General features: G+C 62.7%; 14 protein-coding genes and 1 tRNA gene. 4 read left to right on the forward strand and 11 right to left on the reverse strand.

Going from position 1 to position 15109, the window contains the following annotated elements:
- Nucleotide 1 precedes the first annotated feature (1 nt).
- The 4 genes from ACTIGF_RS00720 to ACTIGF_RS00735 form a co-directional block, all read right to left on the reverse strand.
- Nucleotides 2-2143, reverse strand: a complete 2142-nt coding sequence (locus tag ACTIGF_RS00720; protein WP_439635043.1) for a methyl-accepting chemotaxis protein — start codon at nucleotides 2141-2143, stop codon at nucleotides 2-4.
- 152 nt (nucleotides 2144-2295) lie between these two features.
- Nucleotides 2296-2742 (reverse strand): YybH family protein, encoded by a 447-nt coding sequence (locus ACTIGF_RS00725; RefSeq protein WP_439635044.1) that lies wholly within the window; start codon nucleotides 2740-2742, stop codon nucleotides 2296-2298.
- A 226-nt stretch (nucleotides 2743-2968) separates the two neighbouring features.
- Entirely contained in the window at nucleotides 2969-3223 is a 255-nt protein-coding gene (locus ACTIGF_RS00730; RefSeq protein WP_439635045.1) for a hypothetical protein, read from the reverse strand.
- A 310-nt stretch (nucleotides 3224-3533) separates the two neighbouring features.
- A tRNA-Lys gene (locus tag ACTIGF_RS00735) sits at nucleotides 3534-3609 on the reverse strand.
- Between the two features lie 108 nt (nucleotides 3610-3717).
- Between ACTIGF_RS00735 and ACTIGF_RS00740 the strand changes: the two genes are divergently transcribed.
- Nucleotides 3718-4344 (forward strand): hypothetical protein, encoded by a 627-nt coding sequence (locus ACTIGF_RS00740; RefSeq protein ID WP_439635046.1) that lies wholly within the window; start codon nucleotides 3718-3720, stop codon nucleotides 4342-4344.
- On the opposite strand, the gene tgt is transcribed toward ACTIGF_RS00740, so the two are convergent.
- A complete protein-coding gene (gene tgt / locus ACTIGF_RS00745; protein ID WP_439635047.1) occupies nucleotides 4341-5468 on the reverse strand; it encodes a tRNA guanosine(34) transglycosylase Tgt in 1128 nt (375 codons plus the stop codon). The two genes, ACTIGF_RS00740 and tgt, sit on opposite strands and share 4 nt — an antisense overlap.
- 32 nt (nucleotides 5469-5500) lie before the next feature.
- Between tgt and ACTIGF_RS00750 the strand changes: the two genes are divergently transcribed.
- Nucleotides 5501-7048, forward strand: coding sequence for an acyl-CoA carboxylase subunit beta (locus ACTIGF_RS00750; protein WP_439635048.1), 1548 nt, complete (start codon nucleotides 5501-5503; stop codon nucleotides 7046-7048).
- On the opposite strand, the gene ACTIGF_RS00755 is transcribed toward ACTIGF_RS00750, so the two are convergent.
- Nucleotides 7036-7749 (reverse strand): hypothetical protein, encoded by a 714-nt coding sequence (locus ACTIGF_RS00755; RefSeq protein WP_439635049.1) that lies wholly within the window; start codon nucleotides 7747-7749, stop codon nucleotides 7036-7038. The two genes, ACTIGF_RS00750 and ACTIGF_RS00755, sit on opposite strands and share 13 nt — an antisense overlap.
- A gap of 122 nt (nucleotides 7750-7871) precedes the next feature.
- Between ACTIGF_RS00755 and ACTIGF_RS00760 the strand changes: the two genes are divergently transcribed.
- Nucleotides 7872-8030 carry a hypothetical protein gene (locus ACTIGF_RS00760; protein ID WP_439635050.1) on the forward strand — a complete coding sequence of 53 codons (159 nt, stop codon included), beginning with the start codon at nucleotides 7872-7874 and terminating at the stop codon, nucleotides 8028-8030.
- On the opposite strand, the gene queA is transcribed toward ACTIGF_RS00760, so the two are convergent.
- Nucleotides 8027-9091: a tRNA preQ1(34) S-adenosylmethionine ribosyltransferase-isomerase QueA gene (gene queA, locus ACTIGF_RS00765; protein ID WP_439636633.1), complete on the reverse strand. Its 1065-nt coding sequence runs from the start codon at nucleotides 9089-9091 to the stop codon at nucleotides 8027-8029. The genes ACTIGF_RS00760 and queA overlap by 4 nt on opposite strands.
- A gap of 154 nt (nucleotides 9092-9245) precedes the next feature.
- Between queA and ACTIGF_RS00770 the strand changes: the two genes are divergently transcribed.
- Complete coding sequence (locus ACTIGF_RS00770; RefSeq protein ID WP_439635051.1) at nucleotides 9246-10148, forward strand: endonuclease/exonuclease/phosphatase family protein; 903 nt, start codon at nucleotides 9246-9248, stop codon at nucleotides 10146-10148.
- 69 nt (nucleotides 10149-10217) lie between these two features.
- Here ACTIGF_RS00770 and ACTIGF_RS00775 read toward each other — a convergent pair whose 3' ends face one another.
- From ACTIGF_RS00775 to gyrA, 4 genes are read right to left on the reverse strand one after another with little or no spacing between them, the layout of a single operon-like run.
- Nucleotides 10218-10670: a peptidylprolyl isomerase gene (locus ACTIGF_RS00775; RefSeq protein ID WP_439635052.1), complete on the reverse strand. Its 453-nt coding sequence runs from the start codon at nucleotides 10668-10670 to the stop codon at nucleotides 10218-10220.
- A gap of 26 nt (nucleotides 10671-10696) precedes the next feature.
- The gene (locus ACTIGF_RS00780; protein ID WP_439635053.1) at nucleotides 10697-11665 is read right to left on the reverse strand and encodes a peptidylprolyl isomerase; all 969 of its coding nucleotides are present in this window, start codon (nucleotides 11663-11665) and stop codon (nucleotides 10697-10699) included.
- A complete protein-coding gene (coaD, locus tag ACTIGF_RS00785) occupies nucleotides 11665-12156 on the reverse strand; it encodes a pantetheine-phosphate adenylyltransferase (RefSeq protein WP_439635054.1) in 492 nt (163 codons plus the stop codon). Before coaD ends, ACTIGF_RS00780 begins: the two co-directional genes overlap by 1 nt.
- Before the next feature lie 37 nt (nucleotides 12157-12193).
- Nucleotides 12194-14956, reverse strand: coding sequence for a DNA gyrase subunit A (gene gyrA, locus ACTIGF_RS00790; protein WP_439636634.1), 2763 nt, complete (start codon nucleotides 14954-14956; stop codon nucleotides 12194-12196).
- Between the last annotated feature and the right edge of the window lie 153 nt (nucleotides 14957-15109).

Below are 15109 nucleotides of genomic sequence, written 5' to 3' on the forward strand. Positions count from 1 at the left end.
GTTACGACGCCCGGATACCCGCCACGAAGCTGTCCACCTGAGCCCGCAGCGCTTCGGCCTGCACGGTCAGATCACTGGACGCCGTGCTGACCTGCGCTGCCGCCGAGGACGATTCCGTCGCCGCCATCACGACCCCATCGATATTGTCTGAGACGTTTTTGGTGTTTTCAGCAGCGCCGTTTGCGCTTCGGGCGATCTCTGAGGTCGCCGCCGCCTGCTCTTCCACAGCGGCGGCGATATCTTGCGCGGTCGCGCTCAATTGTCCAATGACATCCGCCACATTCTGGATAGCGGCCGAGGACTCGCCCGTTGCCGACTGGATCTGCGAAACCTGATCTGAGATGTCCTGAGTCGCCGACGCCGTTTGGGACGCCAATTGCTTGACTTCCTGTGCAACGATAGCGAAGCCCTTGCCCGCCTCGCCGGCGCGCGCCGCCTCGATTGTGGCGTTCAGCGCCAACAGATTGGTCTGTTCGGCGATGGACTGGATCAGATCCACCACTTCCCCGATGCGGCTGGCCGCCGCCGTTAAATGGCTGACCTTCTCAACCGTCAGTTCGGTTTCACCCATCACATTGCGCGCCTGATCGGCGGTGGTCTGGGCGCGTGCACGCATATTGGCGATCGACGCGGCCATCTCCTCAGCGGCGCCGGCCACGTTCTGGACATTGCTGGTCGTGTCGTTCGCCGCCGAGGAGACGACCTTTGTCTGAACAGAGGTTTCCTCCGCCGCCGCCGACAGGCTTTGGGAGGCCGCGTTCAGTTCGGTCGCGGCCGAGCTGACAATGGTGACCACGCCGCCCACATTGGTTTCAAACTCATCAGCCAGGCGATGGCGTTCGGCCTTTCGCGCGGACTTGGCTTGCTCTTCCAGCTCAGCCTGGCGCGCTTCCAGCTCCTGTTGCTTGATCCGGCTCTGCCGAAAACCTTCCAGCGCTTTTGACAAGGCGCCGATCTCGCTGCCCGCATCGGAATAGGGAACCTTCAGGCCCAGATCACCGTCAGAGATCTGATCCGTCACCGCGGCCAGCCTGCCAATGGGCCGCGCGGCGAGGCGCGCCATGAAGAAGCTCGCCGCCGAGATCAGAAGCGTCAAGCCGGCCGCCGTAAGCGCAATCGTCCAGGTCAACTGACGCGCCTCGGCAAACGTCTCATGCGTGGATTTCGTCACCACGACCCCGTAATGCACGCCCAGAAACTCGAAACCGTCACCGATCGCCATCACATGCACGCCGCGCCAGTCATCGGCTTCAACCACATGGTCTTCGCCGGCGCCGTGGAATGTTGCGCGAACGATGTCTTCGGGCAGTGCGATGCTCAAACGCGGTTCATTATTGTGAAACCGGGGCTCGGTGCGCATGACGCCGTCTTCACCGATCAGATAGGCGTCGCCGGTTTCCCCCAGTCCAATCTCTTCAGAGATCAACAGATCGAGCTGGTGCGTCGGCATTTTCACGATCAACGCGCCCAGACGCTGACCTGAATGGTCAAACACCGGCGCCCCCATGAAACTCGCCGGATGCCCGCCGCCCGGCGCATAGGCGCTGTAATCTGACAAGGCGGCCCCGCCTTCGTTCAAGGCGAGCGTGTCCTGAAAGACGTCTGACAGAGTTGTGTCCCTGTAAGGGCCCGTCAGGATATTGGTCCCGAAATCCTCTTCCTTCTGGGCGCTATAGAGAAGGTTTCCCTCAAGATCGAAAAGGTAGATATCGGCATACTCGCGCTTGTTATGATAATCGCGGAACCAGGGGTGCAAATCCTCATGGACCTGTGAGTATTCTGACCCGTCGCCCGCATCGGACAGGTTGATCCGCTCTTCGCTCGGATACGGGTTCTGATCATGATAGAGGCGGCGCATTTCGCCAGCCGGCAGCAATGACCAGGCGTCGTGAAAGCGCTCAATGGCATGTATCACCGCTGTGCTGTGCGCCAGCAGATGCACATCATCTTCGACATATTCGAGATAATGCCGGATTTCCGACAGGCGCGCCTGTTCCACCGTTTCAAGGCGAGCAATCGCAGAATGGCGTTCCGCGGAACGGCTTTCCAAAATGGCTGCGCCGCCCAGCACGACGCCGAGCGTGAGACATCCCAGCAAGCTGATCAATGCAAACAAGATCGCAATGGGTAATTTATGAAGCATCTCTCATCCCCCGGGGCGCCTAAACCCAAAGTGGCGAGAAATAAGTAAGCAAATCCTAAAACACGTGCACTAAAATTTCAGCAAGATATTGTTTTTCAAAAACTTGGGAAATTATCCGCACCTTTTACTGTGAATCATTCGCACATACATGCTCAATCCGCCGCCGAGGTGTGATCATGGACCACGCGCCAGCCCTCCTCGCCTTTACGGACGATCAGCGTGAACAGCCCGGTGGGTTCGTCCGCCTCGCGGTACAGCGTCCAGCGCCCGAACACATAGGCGGCGTCATCTGACAGCTGGGTGACGTCGAGATCGGTGAACGCCAGCCAGCCCATGGCGTCCGGCGTGTCATAGCGCGCCTGATAGCGCGCCAGGGTCTCCGCCCAGCCCGTGGTCACCGATCCGCCCGAGGCGAAACGCAAATCCTCGCTATTGAGATAGCCCGCCATGAAGCCGGGAATGTCGCCCGTGTTCCAGGCGTCCTGCTGGGCGCTCAGCACGTCACAGATCGACGCAATGTCGGCCCCGTCTCCCGTGCAGACAGGATCGGAAGGCTGGGTCAGCGACAGCGCTAGAATAACGAGGGATGGAGCAAACATTGTCAGACCTTATGGCTTTGAATATCGCGCCCGAAGGCGTCCTCCATCCTGACCGACCGCACTCCAAATCACCACCCCGAAGCTTGCCTTACGCCTTGGCGCGGGCGGAATTGAGGATTGCCTGCGCCTCCGAAACCGTCTCCCGGACGCGCTGCCGCACGCCGCCCATAACCACAACGGCATTGGTTGTCGGTGAAACCTCGGTGGGCAGGGGCGCCTCGGCGTCCTAGGCCTTGCTGGCCTGACACCAGATGCTCTGGCCATTGGGTGCATGAAGACGCGTGAAACTCGGCGCCGTCTTCTGCAGCTCAGGGCCCACAGTGTCGATCGGTTCAAGCACCAGGCGTTTCGGGGCGAACAAGGCTGTCCCCTCATGACCCGGCTTGCCATAAATCTCGTTAGGTATTGTGGGCCGAGCGCGCGCAATAGCGGTGGCGTCAATCTCGATTTTGGACCCGTCCGGCAGGGTGAATCTAGGCACAGCGACCTCCCAACGTTTCTCCATTTACCTTGAGACACATTCGCCCAAAAGGCTAGCCTGACGGCGCGCTGTCGCCGCTCTGGGGAACGCCTGCCGCGCCCCTCGCCTCTCAATCATTTGACGGACTACGCAAAAGCCCGACCGCTGACGCAAATCTCGCCGCGCTTTTCCTACGAACGACAGACAGGGTGGAGCGCGCCTGACGACACCGTCAACGCTTGATGAGATAGCGATGTCAGGAATGAGGACGCGCAATTGCGCGAAGAAACAATCACCACCACCCACAAAACGCCATGTTTTCAGGGAGAAGTGGTGAGCCGACAGGGATTCGAACCCTGGACCTACTGATTAAAAGTCAGTTGCTCTACCAGCTGAGCTATCGGCTCTCCGTCTCGAGAGGCGCGGAACCTATAACCGGCGCCCCATACGGTCAACCCGGCTATATGCGGGAAACCCCCTCTTTTACAGTTGCACGATCATGATAGGACATAAGCATGAAGAACACCCTGTCCAAATTGCTGATCCCCGGCGCCGCCGCGCTTGTCCTCACGGCTTGCTCCAGCCTGCCCGACCTGCCGAAAACGCCTCTGGGGCGCACGGAATCGGTCGCGTCTGACACGGTGGGCCTGCCGCGGGCGCGGCCCGGCCAGATCGTGATCGATAATGGCGATGAAACCGTGCCCACCCCCTATGGCGGTTCTGGCGCACCGATCAGCTGCCCGGCCCTCGCCCGCGACATCGCGCGTCTCACCTCTCTGCTCGGTCCTGATATCGAGGCGCCCCGTCCGGAGGTGCAGACCGCAACGGACGAAGACTCAGAGGGCATGCTGGACCGCTCGCGCGATTTCGCCTCGTCCATCGCCGAGGATGCGCCGGATCTCGCCGCCGATACAGCGCGCGACACGATTGTGGGGCTGAACCCGACACGTCCGGTCGTGCGCTTCCTCGGGCGGGCGGGCGAAATTGAAGCCGCCGCCGCGCAGGAGCGCGAGCTGGCGCTCAAACGCCGCGCCTGGCTGCGCGGCGGTTTTGATGCGCTCAATTGTGAGCGAGCGACGCTGATCGAGGCGATGGACGCCTATGGGCTGCTGAATGAAGTTGAGGGGGAGTCCGAAGACTAGATCGCGTCTGGACCCTCATCCATGCGGGCATGGAACTGGGCTCGGAAGGCCTCAAATTCACCCGCGGCGATAGCGGCGCGCATGCGTGCGGTCAGGTTCTCGAAATACGCGATATTGTGCCAGGACAGCAGCATCGAGCCCAGATACTCGCCCGCCCGGATCAGATGGTGCAGATAGGCGCGCGAATAATCCCGGCTGGCCGGACAATCGAGCGTGGCGTCCATCGGGCGCGTGTCTTCTGCAAAGCGGGCGTTCTTGACGTTCACCGGCCCCCAGTCCGTCCACGCCTGACCATGGCGGCCTGATCGGGTGGGCAGCACGCAGTCAAACATGTCCACGCCGCGGGCGACCGCTTCCACCAGATCAATCGGCTTGCCCACGCCCATCAGATAGCGCGGGCGTTCATGGGGCAGATGCGGCGTGGTGACGTCGAGCACCTGGCACATCATCTCGAACCCCTCGCCCACCGCGAGGCCGCCAATGGCGTAACCGTCGAAGCCGATCTCGATCAGTCCTTCAGCGCTTTCGCGGCGCAAATCCTCATAGGTGCTGCCCTGAACGATGCCGAACAGCGCCTGGCCTGAGCGCTCGCCGAACGCCTCTTTGGAGCGCAGCCCCCAGCGGCGCGACAGCTGCATCGAGCTCGCCGCCGCGTCCCTCTCACAGGGATAGGGCGTGCATTCATCAAGCTGCATGGAGATGTCCGCGCCCAGAAGGTCGGCCTGGATCTCGATGGAGCGCTCGGGCGTCAGCATGTGCTTGGAGCCGTCGAGATGGCTTTTGAACGCCACGCCCTCTTCGGTCATGTCGCGCAGATCAGACAGCGACCAGACCTGAAAGCCGCCGGAATCAGTCAGGATCGGCCCATCCCAACGCATAAAATGATGCAGGCCGCCCAAACGTTTGACCCGCTCCGCCCCAGGCCGCAGCATAAGGTGGTACGTGTTGCCCAGAATGATGTCAGCGCCGGCGGCTTTGACCTGTTCAGGATATAGCGCCTTCACCGTCGCCGCCGTGCCGACCGGCATGAAGGCGGGCGTGCGAATATCCCCGCGCGGGGTCTTGAGCACGCCGGTGCGGGCGGCGCCGTCGGTGGCGTGAAGATCAAAATCAAAGCTGGGCATCAGAACCTGGCGATACTGCGGGAGAGAGTTGAGTGAGTTGGAAAGACGAAATCGCCCATTTGCGCAAGCGTCAGGCGCTGGCTCATAACATGGGCGGAGCTGAAAAGCTCGCCCGTCAAAAGGCTGCAGGCCGGCTCAACGTTCGGGAAAGACTGGATCTTTTGCTTGATCCGGGCAGTTTTCGGGAAATCGGCTCGCTCACCGGCAAGGCGCGCACAAATGCAGACGGCGGCTTTGAGGGCTTCTCTCCGGCCAATTGCATCTTCGGACGCGGCACGGTGCGCGGGCGCCCGGTGGCGGTCGTAGCGGATGATTTCACCGTGCGCGGCGGCGCGGCGGACGCAGCCATTGTCGAAAAACAGGTCGAAGCCGAGAAGATGGCGGGCGAGCTGGGCCTGCCCTTGATCCGTCTGATCGAGGGCACGGGCGGCGGCGGTTCGGTCAAATCCATTCTCGACATGGGCGCCAGCTATGTGCCGTTTAATCCGGCCTGGGATCAGGTGGTCGCCAATCTCGAACGCGTGCCTGTAGTCTCCCTCGCGCTTGGCCCCGTGGCGGGTCTAGGCGCGGCGCGGGCGGTATCGTCGCACTATTGCGTCATGGTCAAAGGCCAGTCGCAAATGTTCATCGCGGGGCCGCCCGTGGTGGCGGGCGTGGGCGAGCATGTCACCAAGGAAGAGCTGGGCGGATCGGACCTGCAGCTCGCCGCGGGCGCCGCGGACGACGCCTACGCCAGCGAAGCGGACGCCATGGAGGCGGCGCGCTGGTTTCTTTCCTATCTGCCCGACATGGCGGGCGATGCGGCGGACCGCACGCCGCCCAGCGATGATCCCGCGCGCATTGACGAAAGCCTTCGTGAGATCGTGCCGCGCGACAAGCGCTTCGGTTATGACATGCGCGCCATCCTCAATACGACGCTCGATCAGAGCAGCGTGTTTGAGATGGGCCGTCATTTCGGCAGCTCGGTGATCACCGCCCTCGCCCGCCTCGATGGCTGGCCGGTCGCTGTGCTCGCCAGCAATCCCAATGTCTATGGCGGCGGCTGGACAGCGGAAGCGGCGCAAAAGATCATCCGCTTTGTGGACCTGGCGGAAACCTTCCGCTTGCCTGTGGTGCATTTTGTGGACGTTCCGGGCTTTGTCATTGGAACCCGGGCCGAGCGCGCCGGCACGATCCGTCATGGCGCGCGCGCTTTATCCGCCATTTATCAAGCCAGCGTGCCCTGGTGCACCATGCTGATCCGCAAGGCCTATGGCGTGGCGGGGGCTGCGATGATGGACCATACCCGCTTTCGCTATCGCTATGCCTGGCCGTCCGGCGACTGGGGCTCCCTGCCGCTCGAAGGCGGTGTGGAGGCCGCGTTCAAATCCGTGCTGGAAAAAGCTGAAGACCCCGAAGCGCTGAAAGAAGAGCTGCGCACGCGGATGCGTGACCTCTCCGACCCGTTCAAAACCGCCGAGCGGTTCTGGATCGAGGAGATCATTGATCCCGCCGAGACCCGGCCGCTTCTGACAGAATTCGCGAACCTGACCGCCAAGCTGCGTACGCGGGAGAAGCCGGGAACGCGCTATCGACCCTGATCGCGGCGCTCTCGCTCGGCCCGGATCAGGGATTGCACCCTGTTGATATCCTCGATGGTCTCAACAAGGCTCCCGTGCGCGCCGCAAATGACGTCCGCCTTGCCCGCCAGCCTTTCGGCATGGTTGAGGAGTGCGAGCTTGTCCTGCCCGAACACATGCAGGAAGAGGGCGTTCAGGGTCAGGCCGGGATGGGTCCCCGTCAGGAAATAGAGCGCTATTGACAGCCAGTTGCGCGGCCAGTCGGTCATCCAGACGACAAGCTCATCAAGATAGACGAAGACCTTGCCGCCACGAGCCGAGACCATGAACAGGCTGCCGCTCGACACGCCCGGCGCCGAGTAGACGCTCACCCCGTCCGGGCATACCAGCTTGGAGATGGGCTGAACCGGCGCGGCGCACGCCTTGGACACTTTCGCCGTCACGGCGTCCGCCGCATAGATCACCGCGTCCGGGCAGCGCGCCTTCCAGCTCGCAAGCCCCGAAGTATGCGCCGCGTTCGGCGCGATCAGGGCGGTGACGCGTCCCAGATGGCTCAAGGCCTCGAGATACGCGCCATCTGGATCCGGCGGCGGGCTGATCACGCCCACTTCCAGCTCCCCCAGCTTCACGGCCAGCGCATTGACCTCGCCAAAGGCCGGGCAGTCATAGACCGCCCGGTAGACGCCGCTCCCTGCTTTGCATTCCGTCCAGCTCGCCGTCATGACGCATGTCCCATTATCAGCTGAGCGCACCATAGACCGGCTCACTACAAACTACACAGACTATCGATTGGACCGTGATCACAGGGCAGGCGCAGGATGGGCTCAACACAAAGGAGCCCGCCATGATGAAAGACGAATACGAATATCTGTGCCTGATGGTGCTGGATGACGAAGCCACCGTGAAAGCGGATCCCGATCTCGCCTGCGGCTGCGCGGTCTATCTCAGCCGTCAGGGCTATGACGAGGTGGATACGGGCGGCGTTTGCGGCGCGCAGGACTAGCCTTTGCGCCAGAGCAGACTGGAATCCCCGTAGGAGAAAAAGCGGTAGTGCTCACGGATGGCGTGATCGTAGGCCGCATGCATCTCCTCAAACCCCGCCAGCGCGCTGACCAGCATGAAAAGCGTGGATTTGGGCAGGTGGAAATTGGTCATCAGCGCGTCGATCACCTTGAACCGGTAACCCGGCGTGATGAAGATCGCGGTGTCACGGGCTTCGGCGCGGACCGTGCCGTCATCCTCCGCGGCGCTTTCAAGGGTGCGGATCGAGGTGGTGCCCACCGCGATGATGCGGCCGCCCGCCTTGCGGGTCTGGTTGATCAACTCCGCCGTCTGTTCGCTGATTTCATAATATTCCGCGTGCATCTGGTGTTCGGACAGATCATCGGTTTTCACCGGCAGGAACGTGCCCGCCCCCACATGCAGCGTCACATGGGTGCGCTTGACCCCGCGCGCATCAAGCGCGTCAAACAAGCGATCGGTGAAATGCAAGCCGGCGGTCGGCGCCGCCACGGATCCCGCCTTGTCCGGCGCGGCATAGACCGTCTGATAGTCCTCAAGGTCCGCCGCATCGGCGGCGCGCTTTGAGGCGATATAAGGCGGCAGCGGCGGCGCGCCCGCCTCGACAATCGCCTTATCGAGCTCAACGCCTGCGCGATCAAACGTCAGCACGACCTCGCCGCCCTCGCGCTTCTCAGACACCTTAGTGGTCAGCCCGCCTGTGAACTGCAGCGTATCGTTCTCTTTGAGGCGCTTTGCGGGACGCACAAAGGCGCGCCAGACGGCTTCGTCGTCACGCTTGTGCAGATTGATCTCGATCTCCACATCACCGCCGCCGCCATGAGCGCGGGCCGGGCGCACGCCCGTCAGCGCCGCCGGAATGACGCGGGTGTCATTGAAAACCAGAAGATCACCGGGTTCGAGCAGGTCCGGAAGGTCAAGAACGCCCAGATCCGACAATCCGCCATCCTTCACCTGCAACAGGCGCGCACTGTCGCGCGGACGCGCCGGACGCAAGGCGATCCGGTCCTCGGGCAGGTGAAAATCAAAATCGGTCAGTCGCAATTGAGTCATAACATTCCTTCAAGCTGGCGGTGATATACGCATAGCAACGCCAGCCCGCCAGACACCCGGACATAAATCCCACATGCTTCAACCGCCCCCCTTATTGACTGCGGTCTATCGCCTTGCCGCATACACGGCATGTCTGGGAGCCTGCATGTGCCTGGCGCTGACCTATGGCGTGTTGATGTCCGGCAGTTATTTTCCCAAAGCCGACGTCTTCAACATGATCTGGCCCGTGCCTGCAGCAGCCGGCGCCCTGGCGGGAACGGCGCTGTTTGTCCTGCGCCCCACAGGGCTGACGCTGCTGCGCCGTGTCGGCCTCGCCGCCAGTGCGTTGCTGATCGTTCTGGCTTTTCCCTACGCCCAGCTTCGCCCGCATCCAGACAGTCTGCCGCCGCGCAGTGAAACCGGAGAGGCCCTGCGGCTCGTCACATTCAATCTGTGGAACCTCAATCGCGACCCGGACGCCGCCATCACCTTCCTGCGCGACGGCGATTTTGACCTGGTCTTCCTTCAGGAAACCGGCGGCGCGCTGCAATATGTCCCTGCAAGCCTTCAGGATGCCTATCCCTATCAGGTGCGCTGTCCTTGGGGGGCGACCATGATCTCTCGCCTGCCGGTGCTGGATCAGGGCTGTGATGAATACCGGACCGTGCCCATCGCCTTCATGCAGATCGACTTCCAGGGCGCGCCCCTGCGGCTGACCAGCACCCATTTCGCCCGCCCGACACGCCCGGACCTCTACCAGTATCATCGTGAACGCCTGTCCGCGCTGATCGCAGCGCAATCTGAGCACTCCCAGATCGTGGCGGGGGATTTCAATACCGCAGAGAAAGGGTTTTCGATGCGGGCGCTGACACAGGCGCTGGCGCCGCTTAGACGCGTCACCCATGGCTTACGGACCTGGCCGTCCAAACGCCTGATCCCTCTGCCCATGCTGGGGATTGACCATATCTGGGTCAGTGACGGGCTCTGCGCCTCCCAGACCGGCGCTGCGCCCGACGCAGGCTCTGATCACCGCCCCGTCTTCACGCTGGTGGAGCGGTGCGAGGCCTGACTGATCGCCACAACGAAAACGGGCGGCTCTGAGAGCCGCCCGTTTCACACATCATCGCAGAAACCAGATCTAGCGCACGGACGCCTTGACGATCTTGCCCGGCTCGGCGGGCGGCTCGCCCTTGGGCAGCGCATCTACGTGTTCCATGCCGGAGATCACTTCACCCCAGACAGTGTACTGGTTGTCGAGATACGGCACGGCGTCCAGGCAGATGAAGAACTGGCTGTCGGCGGAATTGGGGTCCATGGCGCGCGCCATGGACATGGTGCCGCGCACATGCGGCTCTTCGCTGAACTCAGCCTCGATATTCTGGCCTGAGCCGCCCATGCCATTGCCGTTCGGGCAACCGCCCTGGGCGACAAAGCCATCGATCACACGGTGAAAGGTCAGACCGTCATAGAAGCCGTCAGCGGCCAGCTCAGAGATCCGGGCGACATGCTTGGGCGCTAGGTCGGGGCGCAGGCGAATGACGACATCGCCGCCTTCCAGGGTGAACACGAGTTCTTGCTTGGCGTCGGACACGACGGTCTCCTTTGGAGGATGGGTTCTTAATCGAGGACGCGCACAGGCACGTCGATGGCGCAAATATCCGGCAGGCGGCCGTTATCACGGCTGGCCGCCAACGCTTCGAGATAGGCGGTGAAGCTGGGGGACCGCGTGTCCATGACCTGCACCGTGGGCGCATCGGTCATGTCGCGGGCCAGTTCGAACTCTTCAATGATGTCAGGGCGGAACCCCAGGGTCTGCCCCTGGGTGCCGACATTCAGGCTGTCCACCACATCCTGCCCGACGCGCACCTTGCCCCAGACGGTGTACTGGGTGTTCAGATGCTCGGCTTCGCCCCGCACGATATAAAACTGGGCGTTGGCGGAGTTGGGATCATTGGTGCGCGCCATGGCCGCGGCGCCGTTACAATGAAGCAGCCAACTCTCCACACGCCCATCGGCGACGATGCCGGCCAGCGCTGACGGCTGGGTGCCGACGGGGAAGCCGTCCCAGAACCCGGCCTGGGCCATGGGGCCGTCCCGGGTGGCGCGGCGTTCCTGAAGCTCATTGACGATGATGGCGTTGGGATCGCGGCGAATGCCGAACTCCGCCTGGATCGGATCAAACGGCGCCTGAATGCTGGGATTGTCCACAGCTCCGCCGCCCTGGGCCATGAAGCCGTCGATGACGCGGTGAAAGACTTTCCAGTCGAGCCAATCGGTTTCGGCCAGCTCCCGCACACGGGCGGCATGGACCGGCGTGAACTCGTCCTGCAGCTCGATCCATACTTCGCCCTTGCTGGTCACCATGTGGATCAGGTCTTCAGCGTCCACCGTCCGCCAGGCGCTGTCAGGCGCATCCGCAATGATGTCAGCGCCCGGCGTTGCGACCGGCTCTTGCGCAGCGGGCTCAGTCGCTTCGCTTGCTGGCGCCGCGTCCTGGGTCTGGCTGTCGGTTTCAGCTTCCGCGCACGCCGTCAACATCAAGGCGGACAGGCAGGCGGTGGCGAACAAACGGGCGCACTGGGCCATTAGACGAACTTCTCCATCAAACGCGCTTTGACCAATTCGGGAACGAAAGGCGTGATGTCCCCGTCCAGCTTGGCGATTTCCTTGACCAGGCGCGAAGCGATCGCCTGATGGCGTGGATCGGCCATCAGGAACACGGTTTCAATATCCGCATTCAGGCGCTGGTTCATCCCCACCATCTGAAATTCGTACTCAAAGTCCGACACCGCGCGCAGACCGCGAATGATCGAGCTGGCGCCGACTTTCTCGGCGAAATGCATCAAAAGGCCTTCAAACGGCAACACTTCGATCTCGGTGTCGCCCGCCACGGATTCCGCCAGCTCACGCGCCATCTCGACCCGCTCGTCAAAGCTGAAGAGCGGGTTCTTGGCGTCATTGCGCGCCACCCCGATCACCAGCTTGTCATAGAGCTTCACAGCCCGGCCGATAATATCGAGATGGCCGTTGGTCACCGGGTCAAAAGTCCCCGGATACAGCGCGACGCGGCGTTTCATGGCGTACTCCCCAAAGCCCGTAAGGTCTTGGCTCGGTCTATTGCTCGTCCTGCGGCGCATCCGGCGCCGGGGCTTCGCCCTCATCGCCTTCATCAACACCGGTGTCGTCATCGCTTTCCGCGATGCGCACAACAGACACGACTTTTTCGCCTTCCGCCAGTCGGATCAGCCGCACGCCCTTGGTGGCGCGGGCGGCGATGCGCACAGTGTCCACCGGGAAGCGGATCAGCTGACCGCCATCGGTGACCGCCATCACGGTGTCGCCGTCGATGACCGGGAAACACGCCGCCAGCTCCTTGACCTTGCTCATGTCATGGGCGGCCACGCCCTGATTGCCGCGTCCCATGACGCGGTAATCATAGGCGCTGGACCGCTTGCCCAAGCCGTCCTGGGCCACGGTCAGCACGAACTCTTCCGCGGCGCCCAGCTCGGCGATGCGTTCGGGGCTCAGCGCCACCTCCGCCGCCGCTTCGCCGTCTTCCGGCGTGCTGACGACGGCGTCGTCCTCGTCCAGCCCGGCCGCACGCCGCATGGCGTTGGCGTGCTTCATATAGGCGCGGGCCTCATCCGTGGTGACGTCGATATGGTTCAGGATCGCCATGGAGATCAGGCGATCGCCCTCTTTGAGGCGAATGCCGCGCACGCCGGTGGAGTTGCGCGAGGCGAAGACGCGCACATCTTCCACCGAGAAGCGGATCGCCCGGCCGGCCGCTGACACCAGCAGCACGTCCTGATCCTTGTTGCACAGGCGCACATCCAGGATTTCGGAGCCGTCTTCGTCCAGCTTCATGGCGATCTTGCCATTGCGGTTGACCTGAACGAAGTCCGACAGCTTGTTGCGGCGCACCGTGCCCGCCGTGGTGGCGAACATCACGTCATACTCGCTCCACTGATCCTCATCCTCGGGCAGCGCCATCACCGAGGTGATCCACGCGCCTTCATTGAGGCTGGGCAGCAGGTTTGTGAGGAACTTGCCCTTGGTGTTGGGCGCGCCCAGCGGCAGGCGCCAGGTCTTGGTCTTGTAGACCATGCCGTCAGAGCTGAAGAACAAGAGCGGCGCATGGGTCGACGCGACAAACAGGGTCGCCACGAAATCCTCATCCTTCATCGCCATGCCCGCGCGGCCTTTGCCGCCGCGGTTCTGGGCGCGATAGGTGGAGAGCGGCGTGCGTTTGACGTAGCCGCCATGGGTCAGGGTGACGACCATGTCCTCGCGCGGGATCAGATCTTCATCCTCAATCCCCAGATCGCCCTCGATAATGATCGAGCGACGCTCCACGCCGAACTTGGCTTTGGCGTCCAGCAGCTCATTGCGGATGATGTCGCGGATCAGGGTCGGGCTGCGCAGGATTTCCAGCAGCTCGGCGATGGTCTCGGCCAGCTTGTTGGCTTCATCGCCGATCTCGTCGCGGCCCAGCGCCGTCAGGCGGTGCAGGCGCAGATCCAGAATCGCCTTGGCCTGCTCTTCGGTCAGGCGGATCTCGCCATCCTTGATCCGCGAGCGCGGATCAGCCACCAGCTCCACCAGCGGCGCGATGTCCTTGGCCGGCCAGGCCTTGTCACGCAATTGCTGGCGCGCGGTCTGCGGGTCGGGCGCCTTGCGGATCATGGCGATGATTTCGTCGATATTGGCGACAGCCACGCCCAGACCGATCAAGACGTGCGCCCGGTCGCGCGCTTTCTTGAGGTCAAACTTGGTGCGGCGGACCACCACTTCCTTGCGGTGACTGATGAAGGTCTCAAGGAAGGTGCGCATCCCCGCCTGTTGCGGGCGACCGCCGATCAGCGCCAGCATGTTCACCCCGAACGAGGTTTGCAGCGGGCTCCAGCGATACAGCTGGTTCAGGATCACCTCGGCGTTGGCGTCTTTCTTCAGCTCGATGACGACGCGGACGCCCGAACGGTCGGACTCGTCGCGCAGATCGGAAATGCCCTCAACGCGCTTTTCCCGCACCAGCTCGGCGATCTTCTCGATCATCGACGCCTTGTTCACCTGATAGGGAATTTCGTGAATGATGATGGCTTCACGGCCCTGGCGAATATCCTCGATCGAGGTCTTGCCGCGCAGGATGACCGAGCCGCGACCCTCCAGCAGCGCCTTGCGGGCGCCGGAGCGGCCGATGATCTCGCCGCCCGTGGGGAAGTCCGGCGCCGGCACGAATTCCAGCAACTCCACATCGGTGATGTCCGGCGTGTCGAGCAGAGCGATGGTCGCGTCCACCACCTCGTTGAGGTTATGGGGCGGGATATTGGTGGCCATGCCCACAGCGATGCCGCCAGCGCCGTTGACCAGCAGGTTCGGATAACGCGCCGGCAGAACGATCGGCTCCTGCTTGGAGCCGTCATAGTTGTCCTGAAACTCGACCGTATCCTTGTCGATATCGGCCAGCAGCGCTTCGGCCGGATGGTCCATGCGGATTTCGGTGTAACGCATGGCGGCGGGCGGATCGCCGTCCATGGAGCCGAAATTGCCCTGGCCGTCCATGAGCGGCAGTCCCATGGAGAAGGGCTGCGCCATACGCGCCAGGGCGTCATAGATCGCGCTGTCGCCGTGAGGGTGATAACGACCCATCACGTCGCCGACCACGTTGGCGGATTTCTTGTACGCCTTGTCCTTGGTGTAGCCGCCCTCATGCATGGCCCACAGAATGCGGCGGTGCACGGGCTTCAGCCCGTCTCGCGCATCTGGGATGGCGCGGCTGACGATCACGCTCATCGCGTAATCGAGATAGCTGCGCTTCATCTCGTCTTCGATGGACACCATCGGGCCGGTCGGAGCGGCGGGCAGGTCTTCATCCATGGGCGTTTCAGGGGGCAAATCGCTCAAAGTCGTTTCGTCCTGGCTGGCGCGCGCCTGTCTTCGCCAAGCGGGACAGCGCGCGTAAAGAGGCGTCGGTCGGTCGCAGTTCACCCCAAAAGGCGTGAATCACCTGCGCACGGTTAAGGGTTATGT

This window comes from Oceanicaulis sp. (assembly GCF_051859625.1).
In the GTDB taxonomy this organism is placed as follows: domain Bacteria; phylum Pseudomonadota; class Alphaproteobacteria; order Caulobacterales; family Maricaulaceae; genus Oceanicaulis.

Coding starts and splice junctions, on each gene's coding strand:
- tgt (WP_439635047.1), bottom strand. CDS start 5,468: ATGCCCAGCTTTGATTTTGATCTTCACGCCACCGACGGCGCCGCCCGC.
- gyrA (WP_439636634.1), bottom strand. CDS start 14,956: ATGGATGAAGACCTGCCCGCCGCTCCGACCGGCCCGATGGTGTCCATC.
- ACTIGF_RS00770 (WP_439635051.1), top strand. CDS start 9,246: ATGTGCCTGGCGCTGACCTATGGCGTGTTGATGTCCGGCAGTTATTTT.
- coaD (WP_439635054.1), bottom strand. CDS start 12,156: ATGAAACGCCGCGTCGCGCTGTATCCGGGGACTTTTGACCCGGTGACC.
- ACTIGF_RS00725 (WP_439635044.1), bottom strand. CDS start 2,742: ATGTTTGCTCCATCCCTCGTTATTCTAGCGCTGTCGCTGACCCAGCCT.
- ACTIGF_RS00720 (WP_439635043.1), bottom strand. CDS start 2,143: ATGCTTCATAAATTACCCATTGCGATCTTGTTTGCATTGATCAGCTTG.
- ACTIGF_RS00780 (WP_439635053.1), bottom strand. CDS start 11,665: ATGGCCCAGTGCGCCCGTTTGTTCGCCACCGCCTGCCTGTCCGCCTTG.
- ACTIGF_RS00740 (WP_439635046.1), top strand. CDS start 3,718: ATGAAGAACACCCTGTCCAAATTGCTGATCCCCGGCGCCGCCGCGCTT.
- ACTIGF_RS00755 (WP_439635049.1), bottom strand. CDS start 7,749: ATGACGGCGAGCTGGACGGAATGCAAAGCAGGGAGCGGCGTCTACCGG.
- ACTIGF_RS00760 (WP_439635050.1), top strand. CDS start 7,872: ATGATGAAAGACGAATACGAATATCTGTGCCTGATGGTGCTGGATGAC.